We start from the raw sequence: 19,872 nt of genomic DNA, 5'->3' as shown, positions 1-19,872 counted from the left end.
ATACAAATGGAAATAGCGGTAGAACGTGTTTTTACGAATGAAATTTTAGCAAGAGCAGCAAAGGCATATCATGTAACGGTGGAAGAAAAGCCACTTGGTGATTTTGAAAATTATATTTTTAAGGCGAAGGGTAAAAATAATGAAGATTATGTATTACGCTTAACTCATTCTTCTCATCGTTCTAAAAAAGAGGTAGAGGCCGAACTAGATTTTTTACGGTATGTTGCGGAGCATGGGGCGAAAGTGGCGGGACCTCTTAATTCAATATCTCAAAATCTTGTAGAAGAAATCGGAGCGGAAGATGGTACTTTCTTTTTTACGTCTTTATTTACATATGCAAAAGGTGAGCAAGTAAAAGGAGAAGAATCGGCTTATTGGGGAGATGCTTTCTTTGAAGCGTGGGGAAAAGCGATTGGACAACTGCACCGCCTTACAATGGATTATCCTAAAACAGACTACCGTGATACGTGGGAAGAGGATGAAAGTAGCATTGTTAGCGGATTAGAAGATGCGAAGGTGAAAGAGATTGCTTCTGTATTAATGGATGAAATAAAGGCTCTTCCAATTGAAAGAGAAACATTCGGTCTTATGCATGGTGATATTCATCCAGGTAACTTTCATTATGATGGTAAAGAGCTAACAATCTTTGATTTTGATGACGCTGCCTATAATTACTTCATTCATGATTTAGCAATGGTTCTTTATTACTCTGTTCTTTTTACACCGTGGACATTGGAGAAAAAGACTGAATTTGCTCGTAAACAGTTACAAGTGTTACGAAAAGGTTATGAATATGAGCACAGACTGGCGGATAGTTGGTATGAATCGTTACCGTTATTTTTGCGTCTACGTGATATTGGTTTATACGGTACGCTTCAAAAGAAGTTTAAAGGGAAAGATATGCCAAATCATTTCATAGAATTAGCGGAACAACTCTATGAAAGAATTATAAAGAAGGAAGCAATAGTGAATATATAATACAGGTATAAGGGAACAAAGTATATAAAATAAATATATACTTTGTTTTTTTATACAAAAATATGTTTATTTTATTAAAATAATATTGTTATAGATTCGGTATACACTTATAATTTTATATATATTCTGAATATTCTTTATAAAGAAGGAGGGGGAAAGTTGGAAGCTATCGTAAGTTGGATAAATAATATTGTTTGGAGTCCAGCACTTGTCTATTTATGTTTAGGAGTAGGTCTATATTTTTCCATTCGAACAAGGTTTTTACAAGTAAGACATGTAGGAGAAATGGTGAAGCTTACATTTAAGGGAGAAAAGTCTGATGCGGGTGTTTCTTCGTTCCAAGCGTTAGCACTTTCGTTATCAGGGCGCGTTGGAACCGGAAATATTGCCGGTGTTGCAACGGCTGTTGCCTTTGGTGGTCCAGGCGCTGTATTTTGGATGTGGGCGGTAGCCTTTCTAGGAGCTGGTTCTGCATATGTAGAATCGACGCTTGCACAAATATATAAGACGAAGCATCAAGGGCAATTCCGCGGTGGTCCTGCTTATTACATTGAAAAAGGACTAGGTGTTAAATGGTACGCATTAGTGTTCGTCGCAGCGACAATTCTTGCAACAGGAATGCTGCTTCCAGGTGTTCAAGCGAATAGTATTGCTGTAAGTCTAGAAACAGCTTTTGGTATTAATACTTCTGTATCAGGGGTGGTATTAGTAGCGGCATTAGCACTTATTATTTTTGGTGGAGTTAAGCGAATTGTTAACGTAGCGCAAGTTGTAGTACCGTTTATGGCGCTTGGCTATATTTTAGTAGCTTGTGTAATTGTAGGTATGAATATTGAAAAATTACCAGACGCTTTCATGTTAATTTTAAAAAGTGCATTTGCATTAGAAGCAGCTTTTGGCGGGATTATTGGTTTAGCAATTTCTTGGGGTGTAAAACGTGGTATTTATTCAAACGAAGCAGGGCAAGGAACTGGGGCCCATGCAGCAGCTGCTGCTGAAGTATCGCATCCAGCTAAACAAGGGTTAGTACAAGCATTTTCCGTTTACATTGATACATTATTTGTTTGTTCAGCAACAGCATTTATGATGATTATTACAGGCATGTATAACGTATTTGATGCAAGCGGAAAAAACTTTATCGTCAATAAATTAAATGGTGCACAGCCAGGTCCTGGTTATACACAGGCAGCAGTAGAATCTGTTTTCCCTGGATTTGGAAACGGTTTCGTAGCAATCTCTTTACTATTCTTCGCATTTACAACAATTATGGCTTATTACTACATTGCAGAAACGAATATAGCTTACTTAAATCGTGATAAAGACCGTCCTTGGATGTCTATCGTACTAAAGTTTGTATTCTTAGGAGTTGTATTCTACGGTTGTGTAAAAACAGCAGAAACAGCATGGGCTTTAGGGGATATTGGTGTAGGAATTATGGCATGGGTTAACATTATTGCGATTCTATTATTACAAAAACCGGCATTGATCGCATTAAAGGATTATGAAAAGCAGAAAAAAGAAGGAAAAGATCCAGTGTTCGATCCGCAGAAACTAGGAATTAAAAATGCTGATTTCTGGGAGCATGAATACGGGAAAGACAAGAAAGAAGAAGTATCTTAAGAGAATAGAAATGAAGGAGCAAAGGGAGATCCCTTTGCTCTTTTTTATGGACAAAGTGAAGATGAAAGTTATTTTTTTGCCTATTTTTGAATATAAAAAGAATGTACATGCTTTGTTTAGGGGAGGGGGGAGTATGGTGATAGAGTTTCGTAATGTAAATAAATATTATGGTAACTTCCAAGTTTTGAAAAATATTAATATGCAAGTGAAAAAAGGTGAAGTGGTAGTAGTTGTTGGTCCTTCAGGATCAGGAAAAAGTACATTGCTTCGGTGTATAAATCAGTTAGAGGCGATTACTGATGGAGAGTTAATCGTACAAAATACAGACGTACACAATAAAAAAACAGATATGAATGAATTACGCCGAAATATTGGTATGGTCTTCCAGCATTTTTACTTATACCCACATAAAACAGTTCTGCAAAATATTACACTAGCACCAATTAAAGTAAATAAAACTTCAAAAGAAGAAGCAGAAAAAACAGCGATGGTTTATTTAGAGAAAGTAGGAATCCCGGAGAAGGCAGGTGTATATCCTCATCAATTATCCGGAGGTCAACAGCAAAGGGTAGCTATTGCTAGAGGGCTCGCGATGCAACCGAAAATTATGCTATTTGATGAGCCTACGTCCGCTCTTGATCCAGAGATGATCGGAGAGGTGCTTGATGTTATGAAAGCGCTGGCTAAAGAAGGAATGACGATGGTCGTCGTCACACATGAGATGGGATTTGCACGTGAGGTAGCAGATAGAATTTTATTTATGGATGACGGTCAAATTATCGAAGATACAACACCATCACAATTTTTTGCAAGTCCTGAACAAGAAAGAGCTCGTCTATTTTTAAGAAGAGTGTTAAATCATTAAAGGGGGAGTTTTATGCTTAAAATGAAAAAGTTGTTTACGTTAATCGTATTTTCATGTTTATTCGTACTTGTCGTTGCTGGATGCGGAAGTAAAAAAGATGAGACGAAAGAAACGAATACGAAACAAGGCGGGGCTGTTGAGCAAATTAAAAAGAGCGGGAAAATAGTAGTTGGGGTGAAGAATGATACGAACTTATTTGGCTTGAAAAATCCTTCGACAGGACAGGTAGAAGGGTTTGATGTTGATATCGCAAAGGCGCTTGCGAAAAAAATCCTTGGAGATGAAAAGAAATTAGAATTAAAAGAAGTAACGTCTAAAACGCGTATTCCACTACTGAAAAATGGTGATATTGATGCAATTATTGCGACAATGACAATTACGGAAGAACGCAAAAAAGAAGTAGCTTTCTCAGATGTATATTTTAAAGCAGGACAATCGTTACTTGTGAAAAAAGGAAGCAATATTAAGAGCATTGATGATATAAAACAAGGCGTTAAAGTATTAGCTGTAAAAGGATCAACATCTACAAATAACATTCGCCAAAAATCACCAGAAGCAACAGTATTAGAGTTTGAGAATTATAGTGAGGCATTTACAGCGTTAAAAGCAGGTAAAGGCGATGTTTTAACTACAGATAATGCGATTCTTTACGGAATGGCAAAACAAGATTCTAATTATGAAGTTGTAGGGAAAATTTTCACGGATGAACCGTATGGAATTGCAGTACAAAAAGGTGCAGACGATTTAACGAAAGAGATTAATAGTTTATTAAAAGATATGAAAGCGAATGGAGAATACGATAAATTGTATGAAAAATGGATTGGTCAAAAACAAGAGAAGTAAAATGAAACTTTATTTCTCGTGATAAATAGTAAGAGTGAGAGGATGAGAGTACTCATCCTCTCCTTGTAAAGAAAGAGGGGAGAATATGTGCCTGATTTTTCTATATTAACGAATAACATTGATATGTATTTAGAAGGATTTAAATATACGGTTATGTCTAGTGTAGTTGCGCTAATAGGAAGTTTTGTTTTAGGAATTGTTATGGCAGTGATGCGAATTTCACCTATTCGTATTTTGAATTGGATTGGCTCTGCCTATGTAGAGTTTGTTAGAAATATTCCACTCGTATTAATTGCATTCATTTTCTATTTTGCTTTGCCTGTAATAGGAATTACTTTCAACGGTTTTGTAGCAGGGACAGTTGCGCTTACAGTTTATACAGCGGCTTTTATTGCGGAAGTAATTCGTGCTGGTATTTTATCAGTCGCGAAAGGTCAAATGGAAGCAGCACGTTCTTCAGGATTAACTTATACGCAAGCGATGTATCATGTCGTCTTACCTCAAGCGATGAAAATCGTCATTCCTCCTCTAGGAAATCAATTTCTCAATTTAGTAAAAAACTCTTCAATACTCGGAATTATTGCTGGAACGGATTTAATGTATCAAGGAGACTTAATTTCAACGAAGACGTTCGTTACGTTTGATGTATATATATTTGTCGGGATGTTTTATTTAGTATTAACAATACCGCTAAGTATGCTAGTGCGTTATTTAGAAAAACGCTTGGCAAAGGAGGCGGTATAAATGGATTTTAAAGGAGCGATAACAGGTGATCATATCCTCTTTTTATTAAAAGGATTACTCATAACGTTAGAGGTAGCGCTCGTAGCAATTGTACTTAGCTTTATTATTGGTAGTGTAATAGGGATATTGCGCTACATGAAAATACCTGTCGTCTCACAAGTATTAGGAATTATCGTTGAAGTGATTCGAAACTTACCACTACTTTTAATTATATTTTTCACATATTTTGCGCTTCCAGAAGCAGGCTTGAAATTAGAGATTATAACAGCTGTAATTGTTGCTTTAACAATATTTGAAGCAGCAATGATATCTGAAATTGTTCGAAGTGGTTTATTATCGATTGAAAAAGGACAGATTGAGGCCGCAAGATCTTCAGGATTAACGTATGTTCAAGCACTGTGGCATATCATTTTACCACAAGCATTAAGAAGAATGGTCCCGCCGCTTGTCAGTCAGTTTATTTCATTGCTGAAAGATACATCATTAGCAGTTGGTATATCACTGCCAGAGCTTATGCATAATGCTCAAATTATTAGCGGGCAGAATGTAAATTATATGATTCCAACGTTTATAGTAGTAGCTTGTATGTATTTTGTTGTAAACTACGGTTTATCAATTTTATCTAGAAGATTAGAAATACGTTAACTCTTACAAAAAATGTAAGAGTTTTTTCCTTATAAATCCTTTTTTGCCTCAAATTAGTATTGCAAGCTCTTAATAGTTGAATTTTTATATTATTTTATCAGAAAAGTTTTAATTTTATATAGAAATTGTAATCGCTTTCGTGTATATTTTTATTATCAGAAAATTTTAAAAAGAGATAGGGGTACTTGTAGGGGGAGGATTAAGATGCAGCAAACAACGAATGAGCAATTACATCGTACGATGAAGAGTAGACATTTATTTATGATCGCACTAGGTGGTGTAATCGGAACTGGTTTTTTTCTAGGTTCAGGTTACACCATTAATCAGGCTGGACCAGGGGGAGCCATCCTTTCATATTTAGTGGGCGGATTTATTATGTATTTAACAATGCTTTGTCTTGGAGAGCTAACGGTAGCAATGCCAGTTTCAGGATCTTTCCAAAAGTATGCGACGAAGTTTATTGGACCAGGAACTGGATTTATGATCGGTTGGCTATACTGGATTGGATGGGCAGTAACAGTAGGATTAGAATTAACATCGATCGGTTTAATGATGAAAAGATGGTTTCCGAATGTTGATGTTTGGGTATGGTGTCTCGTATTCGGAGTTATTTTATATGCTTCAAATGCAATATCAGCGAAGAGTTATGCTGAATTAGAGTTTTGGTTCTCTAGTATTAAAGTAGTTACAATTATTGCATTTATTCTACTTGGTGGTAGCGCATTACTAGGATTCTTACCATACGATGGAAAAGAAGCAGCGCCTCTTTTCTCTAACTTTGTAAGTGATGGTGGGCTATTCCCAAATGGACTAGCTGCAGTGCTTCTTACGATGATTACAGTTAACTTTTCCTTCCAAGGAACAGAGTTAATCGGGATTGCAGCAGGAGAGAGTCAGAATCCTGAAAAAACAATTCCACGTGCGATTCGTAATACAGTATGGCGCATTATGTTATTCTTCATTTTAACAATGACAATTTTAGTAGGGTTAATTTCTTGGAAAGAAGCAGGGATAATTGAAAGCCCATTCGTAGTTGTATTTGATAAAATCGGTATTCCATATGCAGCTGATATTATGAACTTCGTTATTATTACAGCTCTTCTATCTGTAGCGAACTCAGGGTTATATGCAGCAACGCGTATACTATGGTCACTTGCAAATGAAGGAATGGCACCAACTTCTTTCAAGAAAGTAAATAAACGTGGTATTCCGATTACAGCGTTAGTCGTAACAATTGCTGTAGCGGCGTTATCTTTATTAACAAGTTTCCTTGCAGAAGATACAGTATATATGTACTTATTATCTATAGCTGGTTTATCGGCTGTTTCAAGTTGGATCATTATTGCTTTATCACAACTTCGCTTTAGAAGTCAGTATTTAAAAGGCGGAGGAAAATTAGAGGACTTAAAGTATAGAACACCACTATACCCGCTTGTTCCAATTTTAGCTTTAATTACAAATAGCATCGTTGTTATTAGTTTAGCGTTTATTCCAGAACAAAGAATGGCTTTATATTGTGGTATTCCATTTATCATTTTCTGCTACATATATTATTATATGAGTAAGAAACGGAAGAAACCGATGAAAGTGGAGATGGAAGCAAAGTATGAAAATAAAAATTAAGCATGATGATATAGAGGCAGATTTATCGCATGGTCACTTAGCGATTGGGAAAGAAAACGGATATTCACCGTTACAATTACTCGTTTCTTCTATCGCAGGATGTAGTGCAATTGTTTTTCGAACGATTTTAGAAAAGAAACGTATTGCATACGATACGTTTACAATTGAAACTGAAATTGGTAGAAGTGAAGCTTTATCAAAACCAGTTGAAAGTGTTCATTTGCACTATAAAATTAAAGCGCAAAACATTACAGAAGAACAATTAGACAAGGCGCTACAACTTGCGGTGAAAAATTGCACAATTGTTCAATCTATAAAGGATAGTATAAAAGTTACAGAAACAATTGAATTAGTAAAGTGAAACATAAAAACGTGAGAATAGGGCGCTCACGTTTTTATGTTTTTGGCAGAGGGGGAAGAATGATGGAATGTTTAGGTTGTAAATTAGCAAATGAAGAAGAAATTATATATAAAGTGTATGAAGATGATTATGTAACTTGTTTTTTAGACCATGCGCCTTTCTACCCAGGACATACTTTAATTGTGCCAAAGAAGCATGTTTTAGAAGTGGACGAATTAGATGATGTTGTAGCGAAATCGATTATGGATGCTTCTAAGCTTATTGCAAAAGCGATTAAGGCATTATATAAACCAGACGGAATTACAATTTGTCAAAATGGTGGAATCTTTAACGAGCTAACACACTATCATATGCATGTCGTACCAAGATATAAAGAGCGTTCGTTTGCTGAGTTTTATATGGTACAATCGGGAGAAAAACAGAATCATAACTTTGAAGAGACAAAGCATTTGTTAAAAGAAGCGATAGAGCAAATAATACATAGCGAAAAGGCGTAAGAGGGGTTTTCTTAAGGGGACAGTCAGGAAAATTCTAATATTAAAAAGCCCAATTTCTCAGTTAAAATAGAGAAATTGGGCTTTTCTTTATTCTATTATTCAATTTTCTCTATTAAAGAATTCTGCAGTGTCACAAAGTATATCGCTCATTCGTTATATAGAATGAGAGGAGGAATTATATGAAAGTTACAAACAAAGATTACGAAAAGATGGAAGAGCTATACGAGTTGTATGAGCAAAAAATTTATTATGTAGCTTATTCTATTTTAAATAATATTCAGCAAGCTGAAGATGCGGTTCAAGAGACGTTTATTACACTTTATAAGAATTTGGAAAAGCTCCATGGTTTGAACACTGAAGAGCTTAAACGGTATATTTTGAGGATTGCGAAAAACAAAGCGATTGATAGCTACCGGAAAAATAAACGACATGAAACATTTTTAGAAGAATATCAACGAGAATCAACAGAGGTAGTAGATGAAAATATTGAAGAGTGGGAAAAACGTATAATGTCTGAGGTTCAGATTGATACATTGCTAAAAGGGCTAAATGAATCTAACAGACAAGTGTTTAAGTACAAAGTCTTCTATAACTTAACGTATCAAGAAATTTCAAGTGTAATGGGGATAACCGAGGCTAATGTCCGCAAGCAATTTGAGCGCGCTCGAAAACGAGTACAAAGTATTATAGGAGGTATACAAAATGACGAATTCAAAGAACTCCAAAGAAATGTATGACCTTGCTGAAAAAATTGCTTTAGATGATTTTGATAAACTCGAAGAACAACATGAATTCTCACATACATATACGCGCAAAAAGAAATTGTTTATGGAGGAAATGAAGCTGAAAGATGGAAAACCACAGAAAAAGCGAAAAAGACATCGTATGTTAATCGCTGCTGCGTGCTTATTGATCGGCATGCCGACAACCGTTTTTGGAGCAGTAAAAGTCTACAATATGATTGTTCAAAAACAAAATTACGAAGTAAATGTTTCAGTAACAAATAAGGACTCGAAAAAGGCTGATAAGTGGTATAAGTTGAAAGTTGGTAAATTACCAGAAAATATGGAGGCAATTGATGACTCTGCTATGAAATATTCATTTAAAGATAACTATGCAAAGGGGGGATTTTCATTCGCTCTTCGGAGAGTAGGGGAAAATACAGATTTTCAAACTCTGTATTCGAAAAGTTACGAAGAAAAAGAGATAAATGGTAGGAAAGCAGTAATTGTCCATAAAGAAACAGGAAACAACAATGTAATGTTTGACAGAAAGGTCTTTCTCTTTTTTGAGAAAGAAGGGATTATGTTAGAAAGTTATATTGGATCCGATGTAAACGAAGAACAAATGATGGATGTGTTAGGGAACATTTCACTTGAGCCTACGTCAAAAGAAAAGGCATCACATATAGTAGATTATGATGAAAATCGTTTTAGTAAAGCAGATGAACCTAAAAAGACTAAGGTTATTCCTTTGAAAAAAGATAGCAAACGACTATTTCATATAGGGCAAAATGTTCCAGTAACTATAATCATGGATAACAGCCAAATTGAATATGTTATAGAAAAAGTTGAAGTCTTCGATTCAATCAAAGATTTTAAACAAGAAAACTTTAATGAATTTGGCTTAGAAATACTAAGCAAGAATAAGGCTTTAAATCAGATAGGAGAATTGCTACCATACAGACGGGATGAATATAAAATTGGAAATGGTAAAGATTCAATTGATAAATTAGTAGAATCAAAATTAGTTAATCCTAAATTTGTTTACTTAACAACAACAGTGAAAAATATTGGTAAAAAGTCGACAAAAGAAATCTATATGCATCCATCCATAAAGTTGCTTAAATCTGAAGGTAATGCATGGAACTACGCTAAAGAAGATGGAATTGAGGAAAAAAATATTATGACAGGCGAAGTTGATTATTTAGAACCTCACGGAGATGGAAAAAGCTTTTATAATATTGGCAGTATTCGACCAGGACAAACGGTAAATGTTAAATTAGGTTATTTTGTAGATGAGGATAAATTAGGTTCACTTTTCCTTGAAGCTTTCCGTTACAGTGGTTCTAGTGGAACTGAGAATATGAATGAGAAAAATCGTTGGTGGTTCGATATTCGTCAATCGTAAACATAATAGGAACAACTAGACTAAAAAGCTGCTTATATATAGCAGCTTTTTAATTTTCATACATACTTAAAACTTCTTTCGCACGTATACGTAAACCATCTATTAATTCTTTCGGTTCTAAAACTCGTGCATCTTTTCCAAGTCTATAAAATAAAGGGGTAATAAAGTTAATTTCACCTTTATCAATTGTTGAATGTATATAACCTGTCCCGTCTTCGTTTACTACCATGAATTCTTCAAGGTAAGGAACGCTTTTACATTGGCGCACGCCTTCAGTCGTTAATAAAACATGTAACTGGGTAGGAATATGCACTACGTTAGAGCTAGAGGCAAACCATTCTTCTAAATTCATGAACGTATCTTTATTTTCTTCTGTTGATAATATAGAAAGAATACGATCAACGCGATACAGTAATATTTTTTTGCTGCTGAAGTCATAGGATGGTAAGTACCATAGCCCATCATGAGCATATACACCGATAGGATGAACATATTTTATTTTTATCCCTGATTTAGATTCGTATTGAAAGTGTAAATTTTTATTTTCAATAGCCGCGGTTAATACTTCGTTTAAAAGAGGTGTATCAATTGTTCTCTTCGGATTCCAAAAAGAGATATAAGATCGTATTTTATCAACTTTCGCTTTCGCATCATGTTGTAGGGAGCTATACAGTTTATGCGTAACGGAATTGATTTCTGTGTTAAAAGGCAAGTCTCTGTAGTAGCTTAAAGACTGAAAAGCAAAAAAGATGGATACTGCTTCTTCTTCGGTAAATAAAATAGGGGGAATGACTTTATTCGTTAATACTTTATATCCTCCGTTACGACCTTGTTCAGCGTAAATGGGTAATCCCATATCACTTAAATCTAAAATATATCTATGGACCGTACGAACGGAAATATTAAATTCATCAGCTATTTCTTGAGCTGTAAATGTTTTTTTCGTAGAAGCAAATATAAGAATGTCTAGTAAACGTTTTGCTTTTGACAAGGATATCACCTTTTTCTTTTTTAACATGACATAAGTTGTCATGTTTTATGGTTAGTATAGTGCTTATAAGATGATTTTATCAATAGAAGCTGTAAGGAGGAAAAGATATGTCACGTGAAATTGTTTTATTTATTGCAGCGAGCTTAGATGGATTTATCGCGAAAGAAGATGATGATTTAGAGTGGTTAATGGAAACAGAAGGTGAGGGAGACAACGGTTATACAGAAATGTACGAAACAATTGATACGATAATTATGGGAAAGAGAACGTACGATTATGTGGTAGAGCATACGGAAACATTCCCGTACCTAGATAAAAAATGTTATGTTTTTTCTAATTCAGAAAAAGGTTCAAACGAACATGTAGAGTTTGTAAATGAAGATGTATTAGAGTTTACAAAAAGGTTGAAAGAGCAGGAAGGATCTAAAATATGGATGGTCGGTGGAGGGAGTCTACTGAGAGGATTTTTTAAGAATAATTTAATTGATGAATATGTTGTTACGATTACACCTCATATATTAGGTTCTGGAGTTCCGTTATTTAAAGAAAAGAACCCGGAAATTCATTTAACTTTAACGGATACGAAACGTTTTGGCCAATTCGTAAATTTATATTATAAAGTAAAGTCCTAAAGGATAAGAAAACACGACTATTGATGATAGTCGTGTTTCTATATAGATGGCAATGAAATTGTAAAGCAAGATCCGTGATCAATTTCACTTGTGACAGTAATATTCCCACCGTGTAGTTCTACGATTTCTTTTACGATGGAGAGCCCTAAACCAGTGCCTCCTGTAGCTCTAGAGCGCGCTTTATCAACACGGTAAAAGCGATCGAAAATGTGAGGGAGGTCTTCAGGGGGAATACCTTCTCCCTTGTCCTTAATTTTGATGGAAATATGTTTATGTTCTTCTGTAACAGAAATATTAATATGAGAATGTTCTTTTGAATGTCTATACGCGTTATTTAAAATGTTAGCCATAACTTGTTCAAAGCGTTGCTCATCTAGCTTTACTAAGAGTGAGGAAGGACATGTGAAAACAACTTTAATTTGTTTTTCTCCGTACATCACATTTATTTTTTCAGTGATGCGAGTAAGGAAGGTGTGTAAATGCACTTCCTGTTCTTGAATGAAAAAGTTATGCTTTTCCATTTGAGCGAGTGAAAATAAATCTTGAACTAAGTTTGTAATATAATCAGACTCGTCTTTTATAATGGATAAGTATCGTAGACGTTGCTCTGGGGGTGTGTTTTCTTTTAATGCAATGTCAGCATAACCTCTTACGTACGTTAATGGTGTTCGTAATTCGTGAGCAACACTTGCTAGAAATTCACTTCGCTCTGTTTTCATGTAATGTAAATCATTTGCGAGAGTTTGGATAGATTGTGCTAGTTCACCAATTTCGTCATTTCGAGTAGTTGTTAATGAAACGGATAAATCGCCCTTACTCATTTTTTCAGTCGCTTGTTTCATGTGTAACAATGGTTTTGTTAACAAACGTGATAATAGAAAAATGGTGATGGCTGTTAATAGGAAAGTAATGACTCCAGCGATAATGAATTGCCGTGTGAGCCCATTAACCATTTCTTCGATTGATTCCGTCCCGAGAAACATATATACATAGCCTTCCGTTTTTCCTGCCACTACAATTGGGCTAACTGTACATATATAATTAGATGTTTTCCAATGATTCTCTATAATTGCTCCATCATGATCTGTTCGTGTTTGCATTCCTTCAATATGTTTTTTTATAGTAGTATTTATTTCATTGGATTTAGCTAGTATTTCCTTATTTGCATTTGTAATAATAACAGTTGTTTCAGCTTCGGATTCCATTAAAGCAACATGGGAGATTGTTTGCCTGTCAAAATATTTTTCAAGGACATCTCGGTGACTATTTCCACGCTTTAATAAAGCAGTCATTTCTTCATTTACTCTATTGTTTACAAGGCTATAATAGAGCAAGACAAATAGAACACTTTCGATTAAAAGTGTAACAATTAGAAAATAAAATCCGAGTTGAATAGAAATTCGCTTCATCGTTTTGCTCCTTAGTTTTCAATATCAATCCATCGATATCCTACTCCGTAAACAGTTTTTAAATGGTGATCAATGGGGAAATTTACTTTTCGTAATTTATCACGTAAATTACGAATATGTGAATCGACTGTTCTATCTTCTGTATTTGTATTTAATCCCCAAATTCGTTCAATGAGCTGATCACGGCTTAATACGTAGTTCACATGACGTAAAAATAATCCGAGTAAAGAGAATTCGATTGGGGTGAGAAGAAGTTCTTCATTATGGACAGAAATGAAATGCTTGGCCTCATCCCATAAAATGCCGTGATATTGGATTTGTGCATGTTGATTGGTTCGGCGTAAAACAGCTTCAATTCTTGCGAAGAGCTCCTCTTCGTGGAATGGTTTCGTCACGTAATCATCTGCTCCAAGTTTTAACCCTTGAACGACATCTACCGTCTGATCACGAGCAGTTACCATAATGATAGGAACGTTACTAAATGATCGAATTCTTTTGCAAGTTTCCCACCCGTCCATCTTTGGCATCATAATATCGAGTAAAATAAATTTGAATTTTCGATTTTCTATATGTGAAATAGCTTCTTCTCCGGATGCTGCACATACGCAGTTATATCCGATTGGAGTAAGATAAAGCGTTAATAATTCAAGCATTCTCGGTTCATCATCTACGAGTAGTATATCGATCATAGAGTACCTCCGCATTTGTAGTTATTACTTAAATTGTAAGGCAAAATCATGAAGAAATGGTGCAGATTATAATGCATCTGCATAATTTCTTCAGAATTGCTTGTTATTGTAAAGTTGAAATTCCATTTTAGGTAATAATATTGGCTCGAAAAAGAATAATACGGAGGCGATATAGTGAAAAAGATGATCCGAATTCTTGGGATAACAATAATTGCGGCGGTTGGTCTTGCGGCGTGTGGACAAACGAATACAGATCATAAAAATCATGAATCTAAAGAAGAGAAGAAAACAGAGAAAAAGGAAATGAAAATGAATCAGGAGGTAACTGCGCCGAAAGAAATGAATCAAGGTGCATCGAATGATTTATTAACGACAAGTTTAAAAAATGTAACGAGATTAAATACAAATGATTCTCTGCAAATGGCAGTATTAACTTCGCAAACGATATGGCCAGCAACGCATAAAGAGAATCAGCCAGGCGCTATTATTTTAGTACCAGTAAACGAGTGGCAATTAGGTATTGCAAGTGCGGATCTTATTCATCATCCGAATAACGGACCGATTTTATTTATAGAAAAAGAAAATGTACCCGAAATGACGTTAAAAGAAATAAAACGATTAAATCCGCTCGGAACGAAAGATGGAACGCAAATTATGGTAATGGGGGATGTTGGTGCATCTACCTTAGAGCAATTAAAAGAATATAAAGTAAAGCAAATAAAAGAAACGGACCCAGCTAAATTTGCTAAAGATGTTGATAAAGAATATGCCGATATAACAGGAAATTATCCAAATAGCGTTATTATCGGTTCGTCTGAAGAAGAAGGACGTTTATATACAACACCAGCTGTAAATTGGATTTCTCATATGCCAGAACCACTTTTATATGTAGAAAAAGATAAGGTGCCAGAAGCGACGATAGAGGCATTAAAAATGAGAAAAGATAAAGCAAATATATATGTGTTAGGACCAGAAAAAATCGTTTCGAAAGAAGTAGAAAAAGAGTTAAATAAATACGGAAAAGTGACCCGTATTAGTGGGGAGACTCCAACAGAAAATTCGGTTGCATTTGCGAAATTTAAAGATGAAAAAACGAAATTTGGCTGGGGATTCACAAAACCAGGTCACGGTTTGTCATTTGTTTCAAGCAAAACACCAGACTTAGCAATTGCGGGAGCACCGTTTTCACATATGGGTAAACATGCCCCTGTTGTTTTGCTTGAGGAAGGAAAAGCAAAACAACCAGTTTATGACTTCCTTGCTACTATTCAGCCGAAGTTTAAGGATGACCCAACACTTGGACCATATAACCATGGTTTCCTATTAGGAAGTACTAGTGATATCTCATTTGAAACACAAGGGATATTAGATGAGAGGTTAGAGATTGTTCAGGAAAGTGGTCAAGGTCACGGTGGACATTAATAAAATGAGAAAAGACGCTGCTAAGGTAGCGTCTTTTCTTTAGGAAACTTTTACATAGCACAACATCCTTTGCTCGTTATATAATAGCCTTCGTGCAGTCGGCCTGGATTTTCTTACGGAGAAAATCAAATGATAAAAGAGTGGAGGAGTGTTACTTTGTTTCAAACTATAAAAAATGAATGGTTCTCAAATATGAGAGGGGACGTGCTATCGGGGGGTGTTGTTGCTTTAGCATTAATTCCTGAAGCGATAGCTTTTTCTGTTATTGCAGGTGTAGATCCGACCGTTGGGTTATACGCCGCTTTTTGTATTGCGGTTACAATTTCGTTTGTCGGCGGAAGACCAGGGATGATCTCGGCGGCAACGGGTGCGATGGCATTATTAATGGTCACTCTTGTGAAGGATCACGGTTTGCAATATTTATTTGCTGTGACAATAGTAACAGGTATTGTTCAAATTATTTTCGGAGTGTTCAAGCTGAGCTCATTTATGAAGTTTGTTCCTAAATCTGTTATGAGTGGTTTTTTAAACGCACTTGGAATTTTAGTTTTTACAGCGCAATTGCCACATTTTAAAAATGCAACTTGGCAAATGTATGCACTTGTCGCATTAGGACTTGCAATTATATATTTATTTCCATGTATTACGACGGCTGTTCCGTCTACACTTATTTCAATTATTATTGTGACAAGCATTGCACTTATGAGCGGATTACAGTTAAAAACAGTAGGGGATATGGGAAGTTTACCGAAAGAATTACCGTTCTTTAGTATTCCTGATGTTCCATTTACACTTGAGACATTAGCAATTATTTTACCGTATTCAGTTATGCTAGCGGTTATAGGTTTACTAGAGTCATTATTAACGGCGTCGGTTTTAGACGATATGACACATACGGAAAGTAATAAGCATAAAGAGGCACGTGGACAAGGGATTGCGAACGTTGTTGCTGGTTTCTTCGGAGGAATGGCAGGATGTGCAATGATTGGACAATCTGTTATTAACATTAAATCAGGTGGTCGCGGGAGATTATCGACGTTTGTAGCCGGTGGTTTTTTAATCGTATTGCTATTTGTTTTAGGTGATTACGTTGTTCATATTCCGATGGCAGCTTTAGTTGCAGTTATGATTATGGTTTCGATTGGGACGTTTGATTGGAACTCTGTAGCGACGATTCATAAAGTACCAAAAGGAAACGCATTTGTTATGATCGTAACAGTTGTGATTGTCCTAATTACACATAATTTAGGATTAGGTGTAATTATCGGAACGATAATTAGTGCAGTTTTATTTGCATTTAATATGGCAAAGATTCACGTGAAACATTTGTATATTGAAAATAAGAAAATATACGAAATTCACGGCCAACTATTCTTCGCATCTACGGCAGAGTATATAAATGCTTTTTCATACAATGAAGATGTGAAAGAAATTGAGATGAACTTTACTAACGCACACGTATGGGATGATTCAGCAGTAGCGGCAATTGATAAAGTTATCATGAAATATGAACAGAACGGTGTGAAAGTAAGGATCACAGGGTTAAATGAACGTAGCTCGAAGCTCGTTGCGAATTTAGCTACTTATAATAAGAGAATTGCTAGTTAGAAGCCTCCTTTTTAGGGGGCTTTATTATATAATACGGGTAGGATAACGAAAAGGGGATTCAGCATATGTACAAACAAATTTTATTAGCATGCGATGGTTCTGAACATGCACTTCGAGCAGCCGAGCATGCAACATATATTGCGAAATTTAACGAAGAAACACATGTTGAAGTTGTGTACGTAGTGGATAATAGAACGGCAAAGTCAGATATTATACAAGGACAAACGGATTTAGAAACAATATCAGCTAGTCGAAAAGATAAATTAAAAGAGATTGAGGGTTTATTAAAGAAAGAGAACATTTCCTACAAAATTACGATTCTACATGGCGATCCAGGAGATACGATTGTTCAATATGTAAATACAGGAGATATAGATCTTATTATTGCTGGGAGTAGAGGGCTAAATACACTGCAAGAGATGGTGCTTGGTAGTGTAAGTCATAAAATAGCAAAGCGTGTGAAATGCCCGGTTATGATTATAAAGTGAAGCTTTAATCAGTGGGGGGGTGTTCATCCCCCACCTAACTTCTTTGCTTTCACTGAATTTTGAGGTGGGGGTCTTACTGCCCGGCGAATAGCAGGATAAAATAAGTTGAGTGAGATATTATGTAGTGTAAGCAAGACCTTGATATAATTTGAGGTCTTTTTTTGCGTATAAAGAGGGAGAGTGCGGACATACTAGATATATAAGTTTAAAGGGAAATCGTTAACTTACAAATTTGTAAGTTTGTTGTCAGAAAAATCGATGTTATGAAATTTTTCCCATTGGTAAAATAAGAGTATCAAAGGGGAGATAGGGAGGATGGAAGGTATGAAATCATTGCAAAATTTATCATATAGTCAAGGGGTAAGCTTAATTTGTTTAGGCGGATTTGCTGCATCTGTTACGTTAGCTATTTTAATAAAGATGGTTCATCAAATCTTTTAATTTTAGAGTAGGGAAGGAATTGGTTGTTATTAATAGCAAGAGAAGTATTATAAATAAAAAATAGCTCCTAGCATGTATCTTAGTGCTAGGAGCTATTTTCTTATTTCTCTGTTTCTGCTTTATCGCTTGTTACACTAACTTTACCCCACTTGTATTGATCTTCTGGTGTATATTTATAATCTTTTACGCGATTATTTACACCTTTTAAGTCAAATTTATAATGAAGTGGAATTAATGGTACTTCGTCATGAACTAATTTTTGCCATTTATCGTAGACATCTTTACGGTACTTTTCATCAGCAGCTTCTGGAGAAATACCTTGTTTTAATAATTCTGTGTTTTTGTCAGTAGCCCAACGTGGGTAATTGAACGCTGCATCTTTAGCCCAAATACCAGAAGGATCTGGGTCAGATCCAGTTCCCCAAGCTGCCGCGAAAAGATCAACTTTTGGATCATCTTTTTTAATCATATCGTAGAATGAGTTAAATTCATGTAAGCGACCATCAAGAAGCTCTACTTTTAGGCCGATGTCTTTCCAAGATTGAATAAAGAATTTTGCAAGTGGTTCACTTACATCGCTACCACTCATTGATAAGAAATTAGCTTTAAATTCTTTACCATTCGGATCTTCACGGAATCCATCTCCGTTCGTATCTTTATAGCCAGCTTCATCTAATAATTTTTTAGCTTTCTCTATATCTTTATCATAGGCACCAGCTTTATTGTTATGATATTTTGGTAGAGATGGTGGGATTGGTGAGTTAGCCGGATAACGTAGGCCGTGATATAATTTTTCACCAATTTCTTTTCGATCGATAGCATACGCCATTGCTTGACGTACACGAACATCTTTAAATTTCTCCTTATCCATTACTACTTCTTCTTTTTCTTTATCCATATGGCCTAATTTAAAACCGATATAGCTATAGTATAAATCAGTTTTACCGACTAATTGTGCATTTTTTAATGTACTTACATTTGGATACTGATCTGCACTTACTTCGGCAATGTCAATATCACCATTTTTCAAGGACGCGTTAACAACGGAAGGGTTAACAACTTTTAAAACCATACTTTTTAGTTTTGGTTTTCCGCCATAATAATCATCAAAACGTTCAAATTCAACAGCTTCACCTGGCGTAATTTTCTTCACTTTAAAAGGTCCGAAACCAATTGGGTTTTTACGGATTTTATCAGATTCTGCTAATTTATCGATTGGTACATCTCCTAAGTATTTCTTATGAAGAGGGTATGTCCAAAGCCCAGTTTTCACTGAAGGATTCGGTTCTTTAAACGTAATCGAAATTGTTTTTGGATCCGTTACCTTTATACCTGAAATTTTTTCGGCTTTTCCATTATGGTAATCTTCCATACCTTCAATCATTTGCATTTGAGTGTCATAGCGAGAACCGGCATATTGTTTGTTACCAATCACTAGATAAGAGTATTCTAAATCCTCAGCAGTAACAGGGTTTCCATCATGCCATTTTACATTATCTTTAATTTTAAGGGTAATTGTCTTTTTATCTTTAGAAATTTCATATGTAGCAGCACCATCATTCGTGTATTCCCAGTTTTCGTCATTTGATAATAAAGATTCATCGAAAATTGTAATGACCTGGTTATCAGGATCTCCTTCATATACAGCGAAGTTCAAAAGTCCTTCAAATGGTGTGTTAGAAACAAGACCATATGTTAATGAACCATCTTTAATTTCCTTTTTATCATTTTTAACAGATGCACTAAATTTATTTGTATCTACTTTTTTTGTGCTGCTCGTTTTTTCACTACCACCACTGCCCCCACATGCTGAAAGTAGTAATGTTGAAACCGCAAGTGTACTTAATACTTTGAAAAATTTTGGCTTATTTGTCATTTCTTCCACC

Annotated in this window: 20 protein-coding genes; 16 read left to right on the top strand and 4 right to left on the bottom strand. The window is 35.4% G+C overall.

Translation table 11 applies throughout. The features are described 5' to 3' along the window. Window positions 1-6: 6 nt before the first annotated feature. The 11 genes from MR066_RS19655 (at window position 7) to MR066_RS19605 (ending at window position 10,306) form a co-directional block, all read left to right on the top strand. The gene (locus MR066_RS19655) at window positions 7-978 is read left to right on the top strand and encodes a phosphotransferase enzyme family protein (RefSeq protein ID WP_242248268.1); all 972 of its coding nucleotides are present in this window, start codon (window positions 7-9) and stop codon (window positions 976-978) included. 159 nt (window positions 979-1,137) lie between these two features. Next, entirely contained in the window at window positions 1,138-2,598 is a 1,461-nt protein-coding gene (locus MR066_RS19650) for an alanine/glycine:cation symporter family protein (protein ID WP_242248267.1), read from the top strand. A 10-nt stretch (window positions 2,599-2,608) separates the two neighbouring features. Then, the gene (locus MR066_RS19645) at window positions 2,609-3,463 is read left to right on the top strand and encodes an amino acid ABC transporter ATP-binding protein (RefSeq protein ID WP_313954360.1); all 855 of its coding nucleotides are present in this window, start codon (window positions 2,609-2,611) and stop codon (window positions 3,461-3,463) included. Window positions 3,464-3,475: 12 nt separating this feature from the next. Next, entirely contained in the window at window positions 3,476-4,306 is an 831-nt protein-coding gene (glnH, locus tag MR066_RS19640; RefSeq protein WP_242248266.1) for a glutamine ABC transporter substrate-binding protein GlnH, read from the top strand. A gap of 87 nt (window positions 4,307-4,393) precedes the next feature. After that, the gene (locus MR066_RS19635) at window positions 4,394-5,050 is read left to right on the top strand and encodes an amino acid ABC transporter permease (protein WP_002090963.1); all 657 of its coding nucleotides are present in this window, start codon (window positions 4,394-4,396) and stop codon (window positions 5,048-5,050) included. Then, a complete protein-coding gene (locus tag MR066_RS19630; RefSeq protein WP_002029756.1) occupies window positions 5,051-5,695 on the top strand; it encodes an amino acid ABC transporter permease in 645 nt (214 codons plus the stop codon). Between the two features lie 204 nt (window positions 5,696-5,899). Then, window positions 5,900-7,318, top strand: coding sequence for an amino acid permease (locus MR066_RS19625; RefSeq protein WP_002029755.1), 1,419 nt, complete (start codon window positions 5,900-5,902; stop codon window positions 7,316-7,318). Continuing rightward, window positions 7,302-7,679, top strand: a complete 378-nt coding sequence (locus MR066_RS19620) for an OsmC family protein (protein ID WP_242248264.1) — start codon at window positions 7,302-7,304, stop codon at window positions 7,677-7,679. The genes MR066_RS19625 and MR066_RS19620 overlap by 17 nt, the downstream gene beginning before the upstream one ends. 62 nt (window positions 7,680-7,741) lie before the next feature. Continuing rightward, the gene (locus MR066_RS19615; RefSeq protein WP_242248262.1) at window positions 7,742-8,176 is read left to right on the top strand and encodes an HIT family protein; all 435 of its coding nucleotides are present in this window, start codon (window positions 7,742-7,744) and stop codon (window positions 8,174-8,176) included. 179 nt (window positions 8,177-8,355) lie between these two features. Further along, window positions 8,356-8,913 (top strand): RNA polymerase sigma factor, encoded by a 558-nt coding sequence (locus MR066_RS19610; protein ID WP_242248260.1) that lies wholly within the window; start codon window positions 8,356-8,358, stop codon window positions 8,911-8,913. Further along, window positions 8,879-10,306: a DUF4367 domain-containing protein gene (locus MR066_RS19605; protein ID WP_242248259.1), complete on the top strand. Its 1,428-nt coding sequence runs from the start codon at window positions 8,879-8,881 to the stop codon at window positions 10,304-10,306. The genes MR066_RS19610 and MR066_RS19605 overlap by 35 nt, the downstream gene beginning before the upstream one ends. Before the next feature lie 49 nt (window positions 10,307-10,355). Here MR066_RS19605 and MR066_RS19600 read toward each other — a convergent pair whose 3' ends face one another. Then, window positions 10,356-11,339 (bottom strand): helix-turn-helix transcriptional regulator, encoded by a 984-nt coding sequence (locus MR066_RS19600; protein WP_242248258.1) that lies wholly within the window; start codon window positions 11,337-11,339, stop codon window positions 10,356-10,358. Between the two features lie 65 nt (window positions 11,340-11,404). On the opposite strand from MR066_RS19600, the gene MR066_RS19595 reads away from it, so the two are divergent. Beyond that, a complete protein-coding gene (locus tag MR066_RS19595) occupies window positions 11,405-11,929 on the top strand; it encodes a dihydrofolate reductase family protein (RefSeq protein WP_002010525.1) in 525 nt (174 codons plus the stop codon). A 38-nt stretch (window positions 11,930-11,967) separates the two neighbouring features. Here MR066_RS19595 and MR066_RS19590 read toward each other — a convergent pair whose 3' ends face one another. Both MR066_RS19590 and MR066_RS19585 read right to left on the bottom strand, forming a co-directional pair. Next, the gene (locus tag MR066_RS19590; RefSeq protein ID WP_242248257.1) at window positions 11,968-13,338 is read right to left on the bottom strand and encodes a sensor histidine kinase; all 1,371 of its coding nucleotides are present in this window, start codon (window positions 13,336-13,338) and stop codon (window positions 11,968-11,970) included. Window positions 13,339-13,349: 11 nt separating this feature from the next. After that, on the bottom strand, window positions 13,350-14,027 hold the full coding sequence (locus MR066_RS19585) for a response regulator transcription factor (protein WP_242248256.1): 678 nt from the start codon (window positions 14,025-14,027) through the stop codon (window positions 13,350-13,352). Between the two features lie 174 nt (window positions 14,028-14,201). Between MR066_RS19585 and MR066_RS19580 the strand changes: the two genes are divergently transcribed. From MR066_RS19580 to MR066_RS19565, 4 genes are all read left to right on the top strand, one after another. Beyond that, a complete protein-coding gene (locus MR066_RS19580) occupies window positions 14,202-15,449 on the top strand; it encodes a cell wall-binding repeat-containing protein (protein WP_242248255.1) in 1,248 nt (415 codons plus the stop codon). Between the two features lie 156 nt (window positions 15,450-15,605). After that, entirely contained in the window at window positions 15,606-17,057 is a 1,452-nt protein-coding gene (locus tag MR066_RS19575; RefSeq protein WP_242248254.1) for a SulP family inorganic anion transporter, read from the top strand. 65 nt (window positions 17,058-17,122) lie between these two features. Further along, a complete protein-coding gene (locus MR066_RS19570; RefSeq protein WP_002010593.1) occupies window positions 17,123-17,545 on the top strand; it encodes a universal stress protein in 423 nt (140 codons plus the stop codon). Between the two features lie 315 nt (window positions 17,546-17,860). Continuing rightward, window positions 17,861-17,986 (top strand): DUF4027 family protein, encoded by a 126-nt coding sequence (locus MR066_RS19565; protein WP_088031288.1) that lies wholly within the window; start codon window positions 17,861-17,863, stop codon window positions 17,984-17,986. A 100-nt stretch (window positions 17,987-18,086) separates the two neighbouring features. Here MR066_RS19565 and opp4A read toward each other — a convergent pair whose 3' ends face one another. Further along, a complete protein-coding gene (gene opp4A, locus MR066_RS19560; protein ID WP_033708792.1) occupies window positions 18,087-19,862 on the bottom strand; it encodes an oligopeptide ABC transporter substrate-binding protein in 1,776 nt (591 codons plus the stop codon). Window positions 19,863-19,872: the final 10 nt, after the last annotated feature.

The sequence above is a fragment of the Bacillus cereus group sp. BfR-BA-01523 genome (genome assembly GCF_022662615.1).
In the GTDB taxonomy this organism is placed as follows: Bacteria; Bacillota; Bacilli; order Bacillales; family Bacillaceae_G; genus Bacillus_A; species Bacillus_A mycoides.
This window is presented reverse-complemented; position numbering and strand designations above follow the sequence as displayed.